The sequence below is a fragment of the Halomonas sp. AOP43-A1-21 genome (assembly GCF_052376775.1).
Classification (GTDB): Bacteria; Pseudomonadota; Gammaproteobacteria; order Pseudomonadales; family Halomonadaceae; genus Vreelandella; species Vreelandella colorata.
Genome location: NZ_JBQSWC010000009.1, coordinates 56,074 through 72,349, shown reverse-complemented (window position 1 = coordinate 72,349; position 16,276 = coordinate 56,074). Strand labels below are relative to the sequence as shown.

The following is a 16,276-nucleotide window of genomic DNA, read 5'->3' as shown; positions in this document are numbered from 1 at the left end:
CGAACGCATGAGCATTCTGGTACTTGCCGACCTTCATGAAGGCCAGTTGGCGGGCGCAACCGCCCACGTTGTGGCCGCGGCACACGCGATCGGTGGCGATATTGACGTACTGATCGCGGGGGAAGGCGTTCAAGCCGCCGCCGACGCGGCCGTCAAGCTGGACGGCGTCAACAAAGTGCGCGTGGCGGATAATGTCGTCTACGCCCACCAGCTCGCCGAGCCCATGGGCGCCTTGCTGGTCGAGCTGGCCGGCGACTACACCCACGTATTGGCCAGCGCCTCTACCACGGGCAAAAACGTCCTGCCGCGCTTGGCCGCGTTGAAAGATGTTAGCCAGCTGTCTGACGTGATTGCGGTGGAAAGCGCGGATACCTTCAAGCGCTCGATCTACGCGGGCAACGCCATCGCCACGGTGAAAAGCGACGATGCGCTTAAAGTGATGACCGTACGCACCACCGCGTTTGACGCCGTCAGTGACAGCGGTAGCGCCACGGTGGAAGCGGTAGACGTGGTCGTCGAGAACACCCAGTCAAGCTTTGTGAAACAGGAACTGGCGCAGTCCGACCGCCCCGAACTCGGTGGTGCCAAGGTCGTCATCTCTGGTGGCCGCGGCATGGGCAACGGCGACAACTTCAAGCTGCTCAACGGGATTGCCGACAAGTTGGGTGCGGCGGTAGGTGCCTCGCGCGCCGCGGTGGACGCCGGTTTTGTACCCAACGATATGCAGGTCGGCCAGACGGGCAAGATCGTCGCTCCAGATCTGTATATCGCGGTGGGAATCTCCGGCGCCATTCAGCACCTGGCGGGCATGAAAGACTCCAAGGTGATCGTTGCGATCAACAAGGACGACGAAGCGCCGATCTTTCAGGTGGCCGACTACGGCCTGGTGGGCGACCTGTTCGAGATCCTGCCCGAGCTTGAAAGCAAGCTGTAAGTCATAAGGCGCAAAAAGGCCCCGGGGGCCTTTTTGCGCTAACAGCCTCGTAAAAATAACTAGCGAGATGCCCATGCTAACGCGCTTAACCGCTTCGTTAACTCTGCCGGTGATCGGCTCTCCAATGTTTATTGTCTCTGGGCCAGAGCTGGTCATTGCCCAGTGTCAGGCTGGCATTATCGGGGCTTTTCCGGCCCTAAACGCCCGGCCCGCTGAAACGCTCAGGGAATGGCTAGAACAGATCACTCAAGCCCTGGCTGACTATGATAAACGCCATCCCGAATGCCCCTCTGCACCTTTTGCGGTTAATCAGATCGTACACCCCACGAATGATCGTCTGGAGCATGACGTGGCGCTGTGCGCCGAGTTCAAGGTGCCGCTGGTGATTACCAGCTTGCATGCTCCTAATCGGGTGGTAGAGCAGGTGCATGCCTATGGCGGGCTGGTATTTCATGATGTGACCACGCTGCGACACGCCAAAAAAGCGATTGATGCCGGCGTCGATGGTCTGATTTTAGTCTGCCATGGAGCAGGCGGGCATGCCGGCGGGCTCAATCCGTTTGCCTTTGTGGCCGAGGTGCGCCGCTTTTACGACGGCCCGCTGGTGCTGGCAGGCGCCATTACTCAAGGTGAACAGATTGCCGCTGCCCAGGCGCTAGGCGTGGACTTGGTATACATGGGCACGCGCTTTATCGCCACCCAGGAGGCAAATGCTTCATCGGCTTATAAGCAGATGGTGCTGGATTCGGCGGCGGTGGATATTGTGTATACCAACTTGTTTACGGGCGTTCACGGTAACTATCTGCGCGCCAGTATTGAGCAAGCGGGGCTAGACCCCGAAGCGTTGCCGCAAGGTGACAAAGCCTCGATGCGCTATGGTTCAGGCGGCAGCAGTAAATCCAAAGCGTGGCGTGATATTTGGGGCGCGGGGCAGGGCGTGGGCAGTATTACTACGCTTAATAGCGTCGCCGAAGAAGTGGCCACGCTACATAACGATTATCAGCAGGCGCTGACTCATTTGCGGCGGCTTTGACGAAAGGCCGCCACACGCGTTTGAAAATCATCGGATGCTTTGCACTGATCCTGCAGTTCCCCTTCCTGCTTCATGGTATCGCCAAGCGAAAGTTGCGCTGCTTCTCGCAATGCATGCTTGGTTGCGCTCAACGCTTGGGGTGATTGACCTACCAATGCCTGCGCCAGCGTGCGGGCTTGCACCAGCACCTGGTCATCTTCCACAACGCGATTGGCCAGACCAAGTGCCATGCAGCGTTCAGCAGTAATCGGGGTTGCCAGCGCGGCCATTTCAAAAGCCTGGGCATGACCAAGCTGGCGCACCAAGTGCCAGCAGGCGCCGCCATCGGGAATCAAGCCAATATTGATAAAGGCAAGCTTAAGGTAAGCCGAGCGTCCCATCACCACCATATCGCTGGCGAGGACATAGGAAACACCAATGCCTGCTGCCGCACCACTGACCGCCGCAATCACCGGTTTTTCCATCGTCATTAATGTGCGCAAAGCGGGTAAAAAGAGTGTCTCAAGCCGCTCACTAGCCGGTTCAGAGGCCGCCTTTTCAAACTCGGCAAGGTCGGCGCCAGCGCAGAATGCACTACCTGAACCGTAAACAATCACGCAGCGCACCCGGTCATCCTGTGCCACGTTTGCGAGTGCTTCGTTAAGCGCCAGAGCGGTAGGCTCATTTAGCGCATTGCGGACTTCAGGCCGGTTGATGGCAACTTCGACGATACCGTTTTCAATCGCACTGAGACTAATCAGCTCACTAGCGTTATCCGGCATACAAAGCTCCTTAAGCAACGCTTAGCTGGTCACTGACCGTCTCAAGGTGATAGTCGCTATCGCCAAGATAGTGATCAAACATGACCAGATGCTTGGCATAGTGAGCCACATGGCACTCTTCTGTCATGCCCATGCCGCCGTGGAGCTGAATCGCCTGCTCGGCAATAAAGCGTGCTGACTCACCACAATACGCTTTGGCCGCGGCAATTTTATAGTCCCGCTCATCAGCGGGCAGTGACAGGCTGGTGCAAGCTAAAATCGCCATGGAACGCGATTGCTCAAGGTGTAGGTGCATATCGACCATGCGGTGCTGAAGCGCTTGGAACGTCGCGAGCGGCAGCCCAAATTGCTTACGATCCTTTAAATAGGCCAGGGTTTGATCGCAGGCCTCTTCCATCGCCCCAATGGCGTCGGCACATAGCGCCGCGCGGCCCAGGGCAAGCACGTCGGCCAGCGCCTCACTGACATCTTCACTCAGGCAGTTCTCATCTGGCAGCGTAACGTCATCAAGGGTTAGGTCGCCGGCGGCCTGGTCATCCATTGTGTGGTAGAGGTGCAGCGATAGGCCGGGCGTGCCCGCAGGCAGGATAAATAGGCCTAGCTTACCGCTCTCCAGCCGAGCGGTGACCAGATAGGCGGAGGCGGCTTCCAGGTTCAGCACGACATCTTTTTTGCCGGTTAACCGCCATTGAGCGTTGTGCTTTATAGCTTGGGTAGATACGTCAAAGGCATCGTAGCGGGCACCATGCTCTTGCCAGGCGAGCGCCAATTGATGCTCACCCTCAAGAAGCGGGGCCAGCCAGCGGGTTTGCTGCGCGCTGTTGGCGGTCAAGGCGAGGAGCTGGCCCGGCAGCACCAGGCCTGCCAGATAGGCTTCGGGTACCAGCCCACGGCCCAGCGCCTGCATGATAATCATAAGATCCGTACCATCACCGCCTAAACCGCCCACCGCTTCGCTAAAGGGCATATGCAGCAAGCCAAGCTCGGCAAAGGTACGCCAAAGCGTAGAGGGCTCTTGGCGGGGTGCATCCAGCATGGCGCGACGCTGGGTGGGGGAAACCTGATCAGCCACCAAGCGGGTGAGCGTCTCTTCGAGCATGCGCTGCTCGTCGGTCAAAGCAAAATCCATGGTGGCGTCCTTACATTTCGAGAATGGTTTTGGCGACGATACTTTTTTGTATTTCATTGGCGCCGCCATAAATCGATAGCTTGCGGCGATTAAAATACTGCGCGCTGGCGGACGCGCTTTGCGCGTTGGCGTCATCCAACGATGCATCGCCGTGCAGAAAATCAGGAAAGAAGGGCAGCGCCGCCGGGCCAAGCGCACGCCGAGTCAGCTCGCTTAGCTCCTGGCGAAGCTCAGACCCGCGTACCTTGAGTAGCGAGCTTTCCGCGCCGGGGGCGCCGCCATCCCGGGTGGCCGCAATCACGCGCAGGTTGGTGACTTCAAGAGCCATGAGTTCAAGCTCCGCCTTTACCACCCGTAAACGAAAGCTGGGTAGCGCCAGCAAAGGCTTGCCACGATGCTCAATACGGCTGGCCAGCGATTTCAAATGACGCAGTGCCTGCTTGGCGTGGCCCAGACCGGCAATACCGGTACGTTCATGGGTAAGTAGAAACTTGGCGCAGGTCCATCCCTGGCCCTCTTCACCCACGCGATTTTCAACCGGTACCCGGACGTTGTCTAAAAACACTTCATTTACCTCGTGGGCACCATCGAGGGTAATGATCGGGCGCACCGTAATGCCTGGGCTCTGCATATCAATCAGTAAAAAACTGATGCCTGCCTGTTTCTTGGCATCCGGGTTGGTGCGCACCAGACAAAACAGCATGTTGGCGTGCTGGCCCAGCGTGGTCCAGGTCTTCTGGCCGTTAACGATGTAGTGATCGCCTTTGCGTACGGCGCGAGTATTCAGCCCCGCCAGGTCAGAGCCTGCGCCTGGCTCTGAGTAGCCCTGGCACCACCAATCCTGGTTGCTCAAAATGCGCGGCAGATAGTGCTGTTGCTGCTCAGGACTGCCGAATTTCATGATAACCGGGGCCACCATGTTAACCCCGAAGGGTACGACCGTCGGCGCGTGAGCTGCGGCACACTCCTCATCGAATATATGCCGCTCGACAGGCCCCCAGCCGGGGCCGCCGTGCTCCGTTGGCCAATTAGCGGCTAGCCAGCCCTGCGCGCTAAGAATGTTCTGCCAGCGCAGATGATCATCGGCTCGCAGATGACGCCCCAGGCGCACGCGCTCACGGATATCACCGGGCAACGCATCGGCTAGAAAGCGGCGAACCTGGGCGCGAAATGCCTGCTCTTCGGGGCTAAAGGTAAGATTCATTGGTTATACGTCCTTAGCCGTTGAGAGCGCTGCCTGGCGGTGCGGCCCACCTAGGTGGCTCGGGTAGCCCAGCGCCTCTACCGCGAGTAAGTCGATATCGCTTTCGCGGTAGCAAAAGCCCTGCTGTGCAATGCCGATGCTTGCCTGTTCAAGGGCTGAGCGCTTCTCGCAGGCTGGGGCCTGCTGAGTCGCTTCGTACAGTGTATTGAGCAAGCTACGCTTCTGGCTGACCACTACGTTTGCCCCAAGGGCTTTTAACGTAAGCGCGGCGCGTTGCTGAGTAAGCGGCTCAGCGCCTAGATTGACCAGCTCAATCAAATCATCACTTTGGGGAATGACCAGGCTTAACGCGGTGTTGATGTCACCTTGGTTGCCAATTTCGGTCAGGGTGATGGTAGTAATAGGGAGTGGTTGCTCCGCATGGCTTGTCGACGCTATAAGGCACAGCTCGGTGTTTTCGTTAGCAGTATCGGTTAACTGAATGCCGGCCCGCTGGGCGGCTTTTTGTAAGCGTTCAAATAGCGGATGCTCGCCGATTAATGCCACTTGGCTAAAGGCGCTGGCGTTCTCTACCCCAGGCACAATGTGCGGGCTGCGCGCAGCGAAAAACAGATGAATAAGCCCCGCACGCTGAGGCGAATCCATACAGGCGACAAAAAGCTCCCGCTCGCGGCGCAGCCCGTCTTGAAGCGAGTCAGACGTTACGCTTGCTTCGATTGCTTCAACAATGCGAAACGGTGAAAAAAGTTCCGGCGTTTCCCGAGTAAGGTGCTCACGCGTATCGGCAATCGCTTGCGAGTCGCTTTCAGGCGCAGGCAGGGTGCCGGTAATACGCGAGGTTTGTTGGCCGGATAACACCGCGTGTGCCGCTGATAAGCCCGCTTCAAGCGGTGTCTTGGCGGTGCTAACGTCATCAATGATCCCCGCCTCAAGCGCTTCTGTAGCCTCAATGAAGCGCCCGCTAGTAATCATTTCGAGCGCACGCTCAACGCCGACCAGGCGTGGCAGCCGTTGGGTGCCTCCCGCGCCGGGCAGTAGGCCCAGCTTTACTTCTGGCAGCCCTACGCGGGTGCCTTCCAGTGCGGTGCGGTAGTGGCAGCCCAGCGCTACCTCCAAGCCGCCGCCGAGCGCCGTACCGTGTAGCGCCGCAATTAAAGGTTTCGGGCAGGCTTCGAGTTGAGCAATCACATCCGGTAAAAGCGGCGCTTGGGGCGGCTTGCCAAACTCACGAATATCCGCGCCGGCGATAAAGGTTCGCCCATCTGCTAATAGCACCAGCGCTTTAGCGTCAGAGTCGGCAATGCCTTCTTCAAGCGCATTGATCAAGCCACTGCGCACTGCCTGACCCAGGGCGTTAACCGGTGGGTTGGCAATTTGGATAACGCCTATATCGCCGTGGCGCTGATAATGAACGGACATGGCCTGCTCCCGTGCTGTGTTTAGTGGCATTGGTAATATCTAGGTAAATTGTTTGTTGACTATATAAATCATTAGTTAACGTGTCGTAGGCTGCATCAAGGTTCTATGGCCGCTGGAGCATGAGAGCGCTGATGATAGCGTTGGCTTAAGCGTGCCAACAAAATGCCGGGCACTAGTGCGGCAAGTGCCAGGCCGATTAGCTCCCATTGGCTCAGCGGCACCATTCCCCCACCCGGTAATGCCAGCAACAGCCCCGCGATAAGAATCAAGCTGCGAATGATGATCTCCTGCAGGGCGCCATAACCCAGGCGGCCAACGCCCATCAGATAACCCTGCATGGCTGAGGCAAACAAGATGATGCCGATAACCGCCTGGATAAACACGGCAACGATCATAAGCGGCGTGCCCTGCATAATTAGCGCGGGGTTAAGTACGAACAAAAACGGAATAAAGTAAATGACGCTACCCAGGCGCATCGCCTGTAGGCCTGTTTCCATCGGCCGGGCACCGGCAACGGTAGCGGCAGCAAACGCCCCCAGCGCTACTGGCGGTGTGATAAAACTCAGCATGCCCCAGTAGAGGATGAACATGTGTACTGCCATGGGGTCCAGGCCGCCGCCCTGAATCAAGGCTGGTGCCAGAGCCACTGCCAGGAAGATATAAGCCGCAGTGACGGTCATGCCAATGCCAAGCACGAAGCTGGTAACGGCGCCCATAATCAGCAGCAAGGGTACGCTGCCCCCGGCGATATTAATGAAATCATTCGCGATGGTACCGGAAAGGCCGGTCATCGAAAGTGCGCCGACCAGCATGCCGACGCCTGCCAGAATGGCAATCAGCTCGGCAAACAGCTTAGCCGCCGATGACAGCGTATCGGCTACGTCCTTCCAGCCCCAGCGGTTGTGCTTGGAGAACTGATTGAGCACCAACAGAAGGGCGGTGGCGTAAAACGGCGCCACGGCTTCGCGCTGCATGATCAGCAGCATCCAGACGAGTAAGGCGAAAACGAAAATAAAGTACCAGCCCTCTTTGAGTGTCTGCTTCAGCGAAGGCAGCTCAATGGCCGGCAGGCCTTTTATATCGTGACGCGCGGCGTAGGCGTCTATCTGAATAAAAAGGCCTAAAAAATACAGGATAGAGGGAATAACGGCGGCAAGCGCCACGGCCGAATAGGGAATGTCCAGAAACATCGCCATGACAAACGCTGTGGCACCCATCACCGGGGGCATTAACACGCCGCCTGTTGAGGCACAGGCTTCAACGCCGCCCGCAAAAGAGCGGCTCATGCCGATACGCCGCATGGCCGGAATTGATAATACGCCGGTAGTGAGCACGTTACTGATGACGCTACCGCTCATGGAGCCCATCAGGCCACTCGAGAAAATCGAAACTTTGGCCGGGCCGCCGCGCACATGGCCTAGCAACGCAAACGCCAGATTGATGAAAAACTTGCCGCCACCGCTTTTTTGCAGCACAACGCCAAATACCAAAAAGCCGATTACCAGGCCCGCGAATGCCTGTAACGGTACCCCCATGATGCTTTCGGTACTCATGGTGTGGTACATGGCGGTTTGTTCAAGGGTGGATGGGAACGCCTGGATTGGCCCAGGGACAATGTCAGCCACCAGCGGATAAAGCGAGAACACACCTGCAATAATCGCAATGGGCAAGCCGCCAGCTCGCCGGGCCGCCTCAACGATTAATAACCAGTAGGCGTAGCTTGCATAGATCGCAAGCTGCGGAGCGTCGAACGCCCAGCCGCGCTCCAGAATGGGCACCGCGTTAACAACAAAGTAGCCACCCACGATGAGCGTTGTGGCACTTAGCAGATAGTCGTACCACGGGATAGGCTGCTCCTGCTGGCTGCTACGCATGGGCCAAAGCAGAAAAACCAAGGGAAGCAGAAGCGCGACCACAGCGTAATAAAATTGTGTTTCCAGGCCCGTGACAAAGGTAAGCAACCCCAGGTTGAAAAGAAAATCCAGCGTCATCAGCATCAAAATGACGGTCACTGCGGCGGGGACCCAGCGCAGCGCCGGGGGCAGCTCACGGATCTGGCTGATCTTTTCTTTAACCTGCTGATTATTGGCAGGAGCAGTATCTGTAGTCATGGCGAGGTATCTTTGGTTATGGCGACTATGATATGGAAAGATCGTCAATCAGCAGAGGGCGGCGAATGCCGCCCTTTGACGTATTGCCCGTAGACTTGAGTATTACTCGAAGATCGGTTCGAAGCCGGCATCACTCAATGCGCTGGCGCGGGCTTCCATCCATGCGGTAGTAAAGGCCTCGTCATCACTGGGTGCGTCCTGCATAAAGCTTTCCCAGGCGCTTAACAGCACGTTCTGGCGTTCAATCAGTTTATCCTGGTGCGCCTGCATTTCATCGGTCCATACATCGATCTCTTTGTAGTACTCCACCACGGCGTCGTGGAACGGCACTACCCATTGAAGGTCCTGCTGATCCAAGGCGTAACCAAGCGCACCGGGAGCATTATCCTTGTAGTCGTCAAAATTCTCCTGCATGGCTTTGATCAGGCCGTAAGCGACGTTGTCTTCCAGGTCTTGATTGGCCACCACGATAGGATACGGATAGCTGGCACTGGGCACCGGATTGTCCGCGCTGATGCCGCCTGCGCCTGATGTGGCTTCATGAGGGCGAAAATAAGGCGCCACCGCGGCCATGCGCTCCCAGCCTGCTTCATCGTTAGGGTCGAGCACCGGCCAGCTGATACCGCGCGGGCTGCTGGCAAGCTGCTGGGCCGGAGGAGTGACAGTGGTCGTAAATGAGGCGTCTACATCACCGGCGATAATGCCATCAAACGAACGGCCGTAGCCTGGGTAATCGACCCGTTCAACGTCATCCCAGGTAAGCCCGCCAAACGCCAGGTACGCTTCGGTGCCTTTATTGAGCGCATCATCGCCGCGTATATAGGCAATGCGCTTGCCCGCTAGATCTGCGGGTGTTTCAACATCCAGATCGCCCGCCACCGCCAGAGAGAGGCCAAAAGAGGCAGTCGATGTGGTAATCACGCGCAGCGGCTGAGGGCCCCAGTCGCGATCGGCAAACATCATCACGCCTTCAGCGCCGTAGTAGCTGGCGATACCGCACGCACAAAGGTCAACACGCCCTTGCTTTAGCGGTGTCATGCGCGAGACGTCGTTGTCTCCTGGCAGAATGCGCACCGATGAGTCGTATTTGTTTTGCAGCATATTGCCGATGGCCACGGCTTGAGCGTAACCGCTCGAGTTAGTGCCGTAGGCAGTCCATGCCATGGTGGAGGGCAATTCAACCTCGTTGGCATAGGTAACAGCGGCACTTAACAACGAAAGTGGTAAGGCGGCGATGAAAAGGCGATGGGCGAAAGGGCGCATTGGCAGGCTCCATTATTATGTTTGTCGTTACATTTAGTTACTTAGTGTTTTGCTATGCGGTATTTGGTTTTGCTTAGTGGTCGAATGATAGTAGGTAAGCCAATGGGGAAATGTCAATGCTGTTGTCAATCCAGACCAAAAACACCCTCATCTGAAATGCAAAAAGCCAGGTAAAAACCTGGCTTTTCAAAAAATTGAATGAGCAAGTAAATTACGAGAATTCGCGCCAGGCCGCGTAAGTACTCAAAAAAACCCGGCCTGTCAGAGCGTCCAAAAAATCACTCTTTTTCAGCTTGTCCATGACGGGGCCTTTCACCTCAGATAGATGCAGCTTCACGTTGGAGTCTTTCAGCCGGGCATTGATTGCATCCAGGCTTTCCAAGGCGGAAGCATCAATCAGGTTAACCGCGGAGCAAATCAGCACAACGTGCTCAAGCTCAGGGTGGCTTGCAACCAGGTTGTAGACGGTATCTTCCAAATAGCGGGCGTTAGCGAAATAGAGGCTTTCATCAATACGCAGTAACGCCACGTTGCTGACGGTTTCCACATCATGGCGGGCGGTATTACGAAAATGTTCGGTATCGGGCACCCGACCCACAATAGCGCTATGCGGGCGGCTGGTACGGTAAAGAAATAGCGCAATAGACAGAGTGACGCCGCCGATAATGCCTGCTTCAATACCTTCTACCAAGGTTAGCAGGATGGTCACTGCCATTGCGGCAAAATCACTGCGCGAATAGCGCCACGTTTGGCGCAGCATGGGGATATCCACCAGAGTGAGTATGGATACCGAAATAGTCGCAGCCAGTGTGGCAATGGGCAGGTAGTAAAGCCAACCGGTAAACGACATGGTGACCAGCGCAATACCCAAGGCTGCAAAGGCGCCAGCAGCGGGCGTTTGTGCCCCAGCATCGTAGTTGACAACGGTGCGCGATAAGCCGCCAGTGACTGGCATACCGCTAGTGATACCGGCGGCAAGATTGGCTGCTCCCAAACCAATCAACTCCTGATTGGGGGAAATACGCTGGCGCCGTTTGGCAGCGAGCATTTGTCCCATGGAAACCGACTCAACAAAACCTACCAAGCTGATCAGCAGCGCCGGGATTAATAACGCCCGCCATAGTGAAGCGTCTGCCCAGGGAAAGCTGAGGGCGGGCAAGCCGCTGGGGATGGCGCCGACCACCGCGACACCTGACGCTGCCAGCTGCCAATGCCAGGTGATCAGTGAGGTAGCGACTACCGCAAACACTGGACCTGCCTTGGTGAGCAAATCAGCAAGGGAAGGGGGGATGCCAAGCCGGGTGAGGGTCTGCTTACCATAACGGCGCATGGCGATTAAAAACGTCAGCGTACCGGCGCCTATCCCAAGCGTGTAGGGGTTAAAGGCGGGTAAATTGGGGATTAGCGTGATGGCTCGTTCAATCAGGGTAAAACCACTGCTGGACACACCCAGCAAGCTACCTAGCTGGCTTGCCGCAATTAATATGCCCGAGGCGGTTAAAAAACCTGAAATAACGGGGTGGCTTAAAAAATTGCTAAAAAAGCCCATGCGAAGTGCGCCCATGGTCACCAATATCAGGCCTGAAAGTAGCGAAAGGACTAACGCGGCCTGCAGATACGCCTCTGTGCCAGGCTGGGCAATAGATGAGAGTGCCGCGCCGGTCATTAGCGCAATAATGGCCACTGGCCCTACGGCAAGCGTGCGGCTCGTTCCCATCAGGGTATAAAACAGTTGCGGCAGGATGCTGGCGTACAGACCAACAACGGCAGGCAGCCCCGCCAGCAATGCATAAGCCAGCGACTGTGGAATCACCATGGCGGTAACAATGACACCCGCCAACATATCAGCGCCCAGCAAGCGCTTATGATAGTGAGGCAGCCACGTAAAAATAGGCAAGTAACGCTTCAGCATGAACTTATGGACCGTTTGGAAGCTGTATTTTTTAAAAACCGAGGTTTTAAAGACTAGGTTTTAAAGACTAGTTTTAAGAACCGATAGTTCTTTCTTTATATGACTATATTAACGCGTTAAAGCCATCATTGCGGCGTTGCTTGATAAATTACCTATCTCTTCCCCCAAAGTGCTACTTCTTTCATAAGCGCAACCCGTTAAGCTCATTAAAAAATGATTAGATAAGCCTAATCGCCATATCGGTAATGCTGCTCAATAACGTCAATTACAAAAGAGTACTCCACATGCGGCTACTTCGTTTGCTGGCGCCTTTGGCGCTGCTGGGACTATCGGTCTGGTTAGTAGCTCAGGCCAGTCTATTAACCTATCTTGCGCTTGTGTGTGCCGGGTTAGCTGGCGCTGGAATGGTCGCCAATACTCAACTAAGCGTGTATTTAGCCAGTCAACAGCGCCTGGCCCAGCCTATGCGTGGATTCAAACCGCTTAAGGATTATGGATCGCTACGGGCCATGGCGTATCGGCTGATGCAGCGAGCCAGCAGTACGGCCATCGCATCGGCTGAGGTTTCACACTATGCCGATCTGATGGATCAGCGCCTTGGCAAGCAGGAAACAATGGCCCGGGAGGCGTCCTCCAGCATGGCGGCGATCAATGCCGCTATCTTGCAGGTGAGTACCAGTGCTAGCCAAGTGGCTGCGCTTGCCGAAAAAGCCCGTCAATCCAGCCACCATAATCACGCTGAGCTTGCCGATATCGTCAGTGATATGAATGATGTGGCTGAACGCTCGGACCAGGCGCTTGAAATGTTAACGCTACTCAACGATAAGATTGAGCGAGTGCGCCATGTCACCTCAATGATAGAGGGTATCGCTGAGCAAACGCATCTGCTGTCACTTAACGCATCCATTGAGGCCGCCCGAGCCGGAGAGCATGGGCGGGGCTTTGCGGTAGTTGCAGGCGAAGTACGCAGCTTGGCACTAAAGACCTCAACCGCAACCCAAAGTGTCGAGACGCTGGTTAAAGATATGCACGAAAGCGGCCAGGATGTTGCCACTACGCTGGGCGCACTAATGATGCGTATCCGCGAGCGCTCCCAAGGTATGCGCCAAGTAGGCGAGGGGCTGGGTACTATTACCCACGAGTTCGATCATGTTCAGCGTGAAATCACCAGCGTCGCTGACGCCATGGAAACGACCAAAGCCCATAGTCAAACCGTGGCCGACAGCCTACGTCAGTTGGAAAGCGATGTAGATGAAGGTAATCGCAATATGCATGACCTGGCGGCGCAGGCGCGGGCTTTGATGGAGGCAGCCGAAGGGGTGGACGGAGAGCTGGCCCAGCAGCGCTTACAGGGGCGCCATCAGCAGGTATTCAGTGTGGCACGCCAAGCCGCTGATCACATTGGCAGGCTATTTGAGAAAGCTCTCAAAAGCGGTGCGCTTTCAGAGTCAGCGCTATTTCAGCCGGACTACCAAAAAATACCGGGTACTCAGCCGCCGTTGTATCGTACGGCGTTTGATGATTTTACCGATCAAGTGCTACCTGACCTTCAGGAGCCGCTGCTTACAGGGTATGAACTTAGCTACGCGATTGCTTGTGATCGCAACGGCTACGTGCCTACCCATAATGCTGCGGTAAGCCGCGCACCAACGGGGGATAGTGCGCATGACTTAAAATACTGCCGGAGTAAGCGCATTTTTGATGATCCTACCGGCAGTCGGTGCGGCACCCATACCCAGCCCTTACTGCTACAAACCTATAAACGCGATACGGGTGAGGTGATGCATGACCTTTCCGTACCGATTTTTATTAACGGTAAGCATTGGGGCGGTTTTCGCGTGGGCTATCAGCCGGAGCGTGTTTCTGACAGAGACGAGGTTTCTCTGGCGGTATCACATTCAGGCCAGAATCAGCTAGCTCACAACGGCTTGGCGCGGGCGTGATTGCCAGGATGACCATGAGTAAAGCGCAAGCCCCAGCCAGATCATGATAAAGGTGGCGAGCTGAATCATACCCAGCGGCTCGCCAAAAATGGTTAGCGCGATCAAAAACTGAATGCTGGGGTTGATGTACATCAAAAAGCCCAACGTCGAGAGCCTCAAGCGTCGGGCAGCACCCGCGAACGCCATTAACGGCAGTGCGGTTAATACGCCACTGATAATGAGCAGCCCACTCATGGGCATATCATAAAGAAAGTGCGAATCGCCCTGCCAACTAAGCCAGCTAATCGCTATAAGAGCGAGGGGGAAGAGCAGCAGGGTTTCCACAAATAGCCCCGACAAGCCATCAAGCGGCACCTGCTTGCGAAACAGCCCATAGCTACCAAAACTGAGCGCGAGCATCAGGCTGATCCAGGGCAGCTCACCCAACATCGCAAACTGAATGGCGATGGCAAGGCTTGCTAGCCCCAGAGCGACTAGTTGTAGGCGAGCCATCACTTCACGCAGCACCAGCATGCCTAGGGCGACATTGACCAAAGGTGTCAAGAAATAGCCTAAGCTTGCCTGGAGCACCTGCTTGCTTTCGACGGCATAAATGTAAAGGCCCCAGTTAAAGGCAATTAGCAATGCACAGATCAGGACGCGGCCCAGGCGCTTGGGCTGGCTTAATGCTTGGGCCACGGGTGCCCAACGCTTTAAAAAAGTAATCAAGCCGACCAGAAAAAGGCACGACCATAAAATTCTATGAATAAGAATTTCAAAGGCTGGAATGCCGTCAAACAGCGCGAAAAATAGCGGAAAACATCCCCACATAATGTAGGCAGTTAAGCCAAACGTGACGCCTTTGACTGCCTGGGGATCGCGAGTTGACGTGGAAAGCATAGCAGCCTCATTAACTAAAAATGCTAATCTAGCACATAATTTGAAAAACACACTGGCCGAAAGGAGAAGTGGCATGAGTCAGCTTAAAACGAGCCTTGTTCAGTGCGACCTGCGCTGGGAAGATCCGCAGGCAAACCATGCACATCTAGCTCAGCTGCTAGGCGATTTGGACAGCCGCGACACCGACCTTATTGTCTTGCCTGAAATGTTTGCCACGGGATTTACCATGAATTCCCGTGAAATGGCCCAGCCTATGGCGGAAAGCCAAAGCGTTAACTGGTTGCTGGACCAGGCGAAGGCACGTAACTGCGTGATGACCGGCAGTGTCGCAATTGTCGATGACGGGCAGTATTACAACCGGATGGTATGGGCCACCCCAGAAGGCGAGGTTAGCTACTACGATAAGCGGCATCTGTTTCGCATGGCGGGTGAGCACGAACGTTATGGCATGGGTAAAACTCGCCAGATAGTCGAGCTTAAAGGGTTCAAATTACTCTTAAGTGTGTGCTACGACCTGCGTTTCCCCGTTTGGTCGCGCCAACAGCCAGCAGACAATGAGCACTTCGAGTATGATGCGCTACTTTGTGTTGCCAACTGGCCAGCGCCGCGCCGCCAACCCTGGCGAACGCTGCTTCAAGCCCGAGCGGTTGAAAACCTTGCCTATGTCGTCGGGGTCAACCGGGTGGGGGAAGATGCCAAAGGGCTGGCTTACAGTGGTGACTCCATGCTGGTCGATTTTAAGGGCGAACCGCTCATTGACCACCCTGCAAATACACCGTTTATTGAAACGGGAACGCTAGATAAAATGGAATTAGATGCTTTTCGTGAAAAATTTCCTGCCTGGCAAGATGCCGACCGCTTTTCGCTACTGCCAGGAGTGGGTCAATAATGCGCCTTGACCGCTTTCTGAGTGAAACAACCCCGCTAACGCGTAGCTTGGCCAAACGGGCGCTTAAAGATGGTGACGTTACCTTAAATGGCAAACCTATCAAGCAAGCGGCCACCCAGATTGATACCGAGCAAGATGAGGTAACGTTTAATGGCGAAAAGCTCGAACTGGTCGGGCTTCGCTACCTTATGATGCATAAACCCACGGATGTGGAGTGCACCGCCAGGCGGGGTCTTTATCCGCGCGTTATCGACTTGATTGACCTGCCTAAAGTGGAGCGCCTGCAACCAGTAGGGCGGTTGGACGCCGATACCACGGGGCTTTTGTTGCTCACCGACGACGGCCAGTGGTCACACCGGGTTACCTCGCCACGCCATCGCTGCGCGAAGGTGTATATTGCCGAACTTGCTGAACCGGTAGAAGGTAGCGCCGCTGAATGGGCCATTAACCAGGTAGCCGAAGGCATTATGCTTGAAGGTGAGGAGACGCCAACTCAGCCCGCATTGCTACGCTTTCTAACGCCGACCCAAGCCGAGCTGACCATTACCGAAGGGCGCTATCACCAAGTGAAACGCATGTTTGTCGCCCTGGGGAATCATGTGAATGCGCTGCACCGCCAATCGATAGGCGATATAACGTTACCCAATGATTTGGCACCAGGGGAATGGCGTGAGCTAACCGCAGAAGAAATAGCCAGCTTCTAAAGCACGTCATGCGTTCTCGGCGCTATTGCACCAAGCAATAGCGCCGGAACAAACCCCTATAATTTATACCGTTATCTTTGTTTGTTGCCTTGAAA

Annotated in this window: 13 protein-coding genes; 5 read left to right on the top strand and 8 right to left on the bottom strand. The window is 55.6% G+C overall.

Features of this window, described 5'->3' with window-relative positions; genetic code table 11:
* Positions 1–7: 7 nt before the first annotated feature.
* Complete coding sequence (locus tag ACT3R7_RS07085; RefSeq protein ID WP_441675209.1) at positions 8–934, top strand: electron transfer flavoprotein subunit alpha/FixB family protein; 927 nt, start codon at positions 8–10, stop codon at positions 932–934.
* 73 nt (positions 935–1,007) lie between these two features.
* The gene (locus ACT3R7_RS07080) at positions 1,008–1,967 is read left to right on the top strand and encodes an NAD(P)H-dependent flavin oxidoreductase (RefSeq protein WP_192539081.1); all 960 of its coding nucleotides are present in this window, start codon (positions 1,008–1,010) and stop codon (positions 1,965–1,967) included.
* Here ACT3R7_RS07080 and ACT3R7_RS07075 read toward each other — a convergent pair.
* From ACT3R7_RS07075 to ACT3R7_RS07045, 7 genes are all read right to left on the bottom strand, one after another.
* Positions 1,949–2,728, bottom strand: coding sequence for an enoyl-CoA hydratase/isomerase family protein (locus tag ACT3R7_RS07075; RefSeq protein WP_193092380.1), 780 nt, complete (start codon positions 2,726–2,728; stop codon positions 1,949–1,951). The two genes, ACT3R7_RS07080 and ACT3R7_RS07075, sit on opposite strands and share 19 nt — an antisense overlap.
* A 10-nt stretch (positions 2,729–2,738) precedes the next feature.
* Positions 2,739–3,857 carry an acyl-CoA dehydrogenase family protein gene (locus ACT3R7_RS07070; RefSeq protein WP_193092379.1) on the bottom strand — a complete coding sequence of 373 codons (1,119 nt, stop codon included), beginning with the start codon at positions 3,855–3,857 and terminating at the stop codon, positions 2,739–2,741.
* A gap of 10 nt (positions 3,858–3,867) precedes the next feature.
* Entirely contained in the window at positions 3,868–5,061 is a 1,194-nt protein-coding gene (locus ACT3R7_RS07065; protein ID WP_441675212.1) for an acyl-CoA dehydrogenase family protein, read from the bottom strand.
* A gap of 3 nt (positions 5,062–5,064) precedes the next feature.
* On the bottom strand, positions 5,065–6,480 hold the full coding sequence (locus ACT3R7_RS07060; RefSeq protein ID WP_496198953.1) for an enoyl-CoA hydratase/isomerase family protein: 1,416 nt from the start codon (positions 6,478–6,480) through the stop codon (positions 5,065–5,067).
* A gap of 95 nt (positions 6,481–6,575) precedes the next feature.
* Complete coding sequence (locus ACT3R7_RS07055) at positions 6,576–8,591, bottom strand: TRAP transporter permease (RefSeq protein ID WP_496198952.1); 2,016 nt, start codon at positions 8,589–8,591, stop codon at positions 6,576–6,578.
* A gap of 102 nt (positions 8,592–8,693) precedes the next feature.
* Positions 8,694–9,854: a TAXI family TRAP transporter solute-binding subunit gene (locus ACT3R7_RS07050; RefSeq protein ID WP_496198951.1), complete on the bottom strand. Its 1,161-nt coding sequence runs from the start codon at positions 9,852–9,854 to the stop codon at positions 8,694–8,696.
* A 211-nt stretch (positions 9,855–10,065) separates the two neighbouring features.
* Positions 10,066–11,766 carry a SulP family inorganic anion transporter gene (locus tag ACT3R7_RS07045; RefSeq protein ID WP_496198950.1) on the bottom strand — a complete coding sequence of 567 codons (1,701 nt, stop codon included), beginning with the start codon at positions 11,764–11,766 and terminating at the stop codon, positions 10,066–10,068.
* 284 nt (positions 11,767–12,050) lie between these two features.
* Here ACT3R7_RS07045 and ACT3R7_RS07040 point away from each other — a divergent pair, with 284 nt between their 5' ends.
* Positions 12,051–13,709, top strand: coding sequence for a methyl-accepting chemotaxis protein (locus ACT3R7_RS07040; RefSeq protein ID WP_496198949.1), 1,659 nt, complete (start codon positions 12,051–12,053; stop codon positions 13,707–13,709).
* On the opposite strand, the gene rarD is transcribed toward ACT3R7_RS07040, so the two are convergent.
* Positions 13,680–14,588 carry an EamA family transporter RarD gene (rarD, locus tag ACT3R7_RS07035; protein WP_444491713.1) on the bottom strand — a complete coding sequence of 303 codons (909 nt, stop codon included), beginning with the start codon at positions 14,586–14,588 and terminating at the stop codon, positions 13,680–13,682. The genes ACT3R7_RS07040 and rarD overlap by 30 nt on opposite strands.
* Before the next feature lie 73 nt (positions 14,589–14,661).
* On the opposite strand from rarD, the gene ACT3R7_RS07030 reads away from it, so the two are divergent.
* Positions 14,662–15,477 carry an amidohydrolase gene (locus ACT3R7_RS07030; protein ID WP_496198948.1) on the top strand — a complete coding sequence of 272 codons (816 nt, stop codon included), beginning with the start codon at positions 14,662–14,664 and terminating at the stop codon, positions 15,475–15,477.
* On the top strand, positions 15,477–16,181 hold the full coding sequence (locus tag ACT3R7_RS07025; RefSeq protein ID WP_192539073.1) for a pseudouridine synthase: 705 nt from the start codon (positions 15,477–15,479) through the stop codon (positions 16,179–16,181). The genes ACT3R7_RS07030 and ACT3R7_RS07025 overlap by 1 nt, the downstream gene beginning before the upstream one ends.
* Positions 16,182–16,276 lie beyond the last annotated feature (95 nt).

Bases quoted from the DNA above. Each gene is read 5' to 3' on its own strand.
- ACT3R7_RS07085 (WP_441675209.1), top strand. From the start codon at position 8: ATGAGCATTCTGGTACTTGCCGACCTTCATGAAGGCCAGTTGGCGGGC.
- ACT3R7_RS07080 (WP_192539081.1), top strand. From the start codon at position 1,008: ATGCTAACGCGCTTAACCGCTTCGTTAACTCTGCCGGTGATCGGCTCT.
- ACT3R7_RS07075 (WP_193092380.1), bottom strand. From the start codon at position 2,728: ATGCCGGATAACGCTAGTGAGCTGATTAGTCTCAGTGCGATTGAAAAC.
- ACT3R7_RS07070 (WP_193092379.1), bottom strand. From the start codon at position 3,857: ATGGATTTTGCTTTGACCGACGAGCAGCGCATGCTCGAAGAGACGCTC.
- ACT3R7_RS07065 (WP_441675212.1), bottom strand. From the start codon at position 5,061: ATGAATCTTACCTTTAGCCCCGAAGAGCAGGCATTTCGCGCCCAGGTT.
- ACT3R7_RS07060 (WP_496198953.1), bottom strand. From the start codon at position 6,480: ATGTCCGTTCATTATCAGCGCCACGGCGATATAGGCGTTATCCAAATT.
- ACT3R7_RS07055 (WP_496198952.1), bottom strand. From the start codon at position 8,591: ATGACTACAGATACTGCTCCTGCCAATAATCAGCAGGTTAAAGAAAAG.
- ACT3R7_RS07050 (WP_496198951.1), bottom strand. From the start codon at position 9,854: ATGCGCCCTTTCGCCCATCGCCTTTTCATCGCCGCCTTACCACTTTCG.
- ACT3R7_RS07045 (WP_496198950.1), bottom strand. From the start codon at position 11,766: ATGCTGAAGCGTTACTTGCCTATTTTTACGTGGCTGCCTCACTATCAT.
- ACT3R7_RS07040 (WP_496198949.1), top strand. From the start codon at position 12,051: ATGCGGCTACTTCGTTTGCTGGCGCCTTTGGCGCTGCTGGGACTATCG.
- rarD (WP_444491713.1), bottom strand. From the start codon at position 14,588: ATGCTTTCCACGTCAACTCGCGATCCCCAGGCAGTCAAAGGCGTCACG.
- ACT3R7_RS07030 (WP_496198948.1), top strand. From the start codon at position 14,662: ATGAGTCAGCTTAAAACGAGCCTTGTTCAGTGCGACCTGCGCTGGGAA.
- ACT3R7_RS07025 (WP_192539073.1), top strand. From the start codon at position 15,477: ATGCGCCTTGACCGCTTTCTGAGTGAAACAACCCCGCTAACGCGTAGC.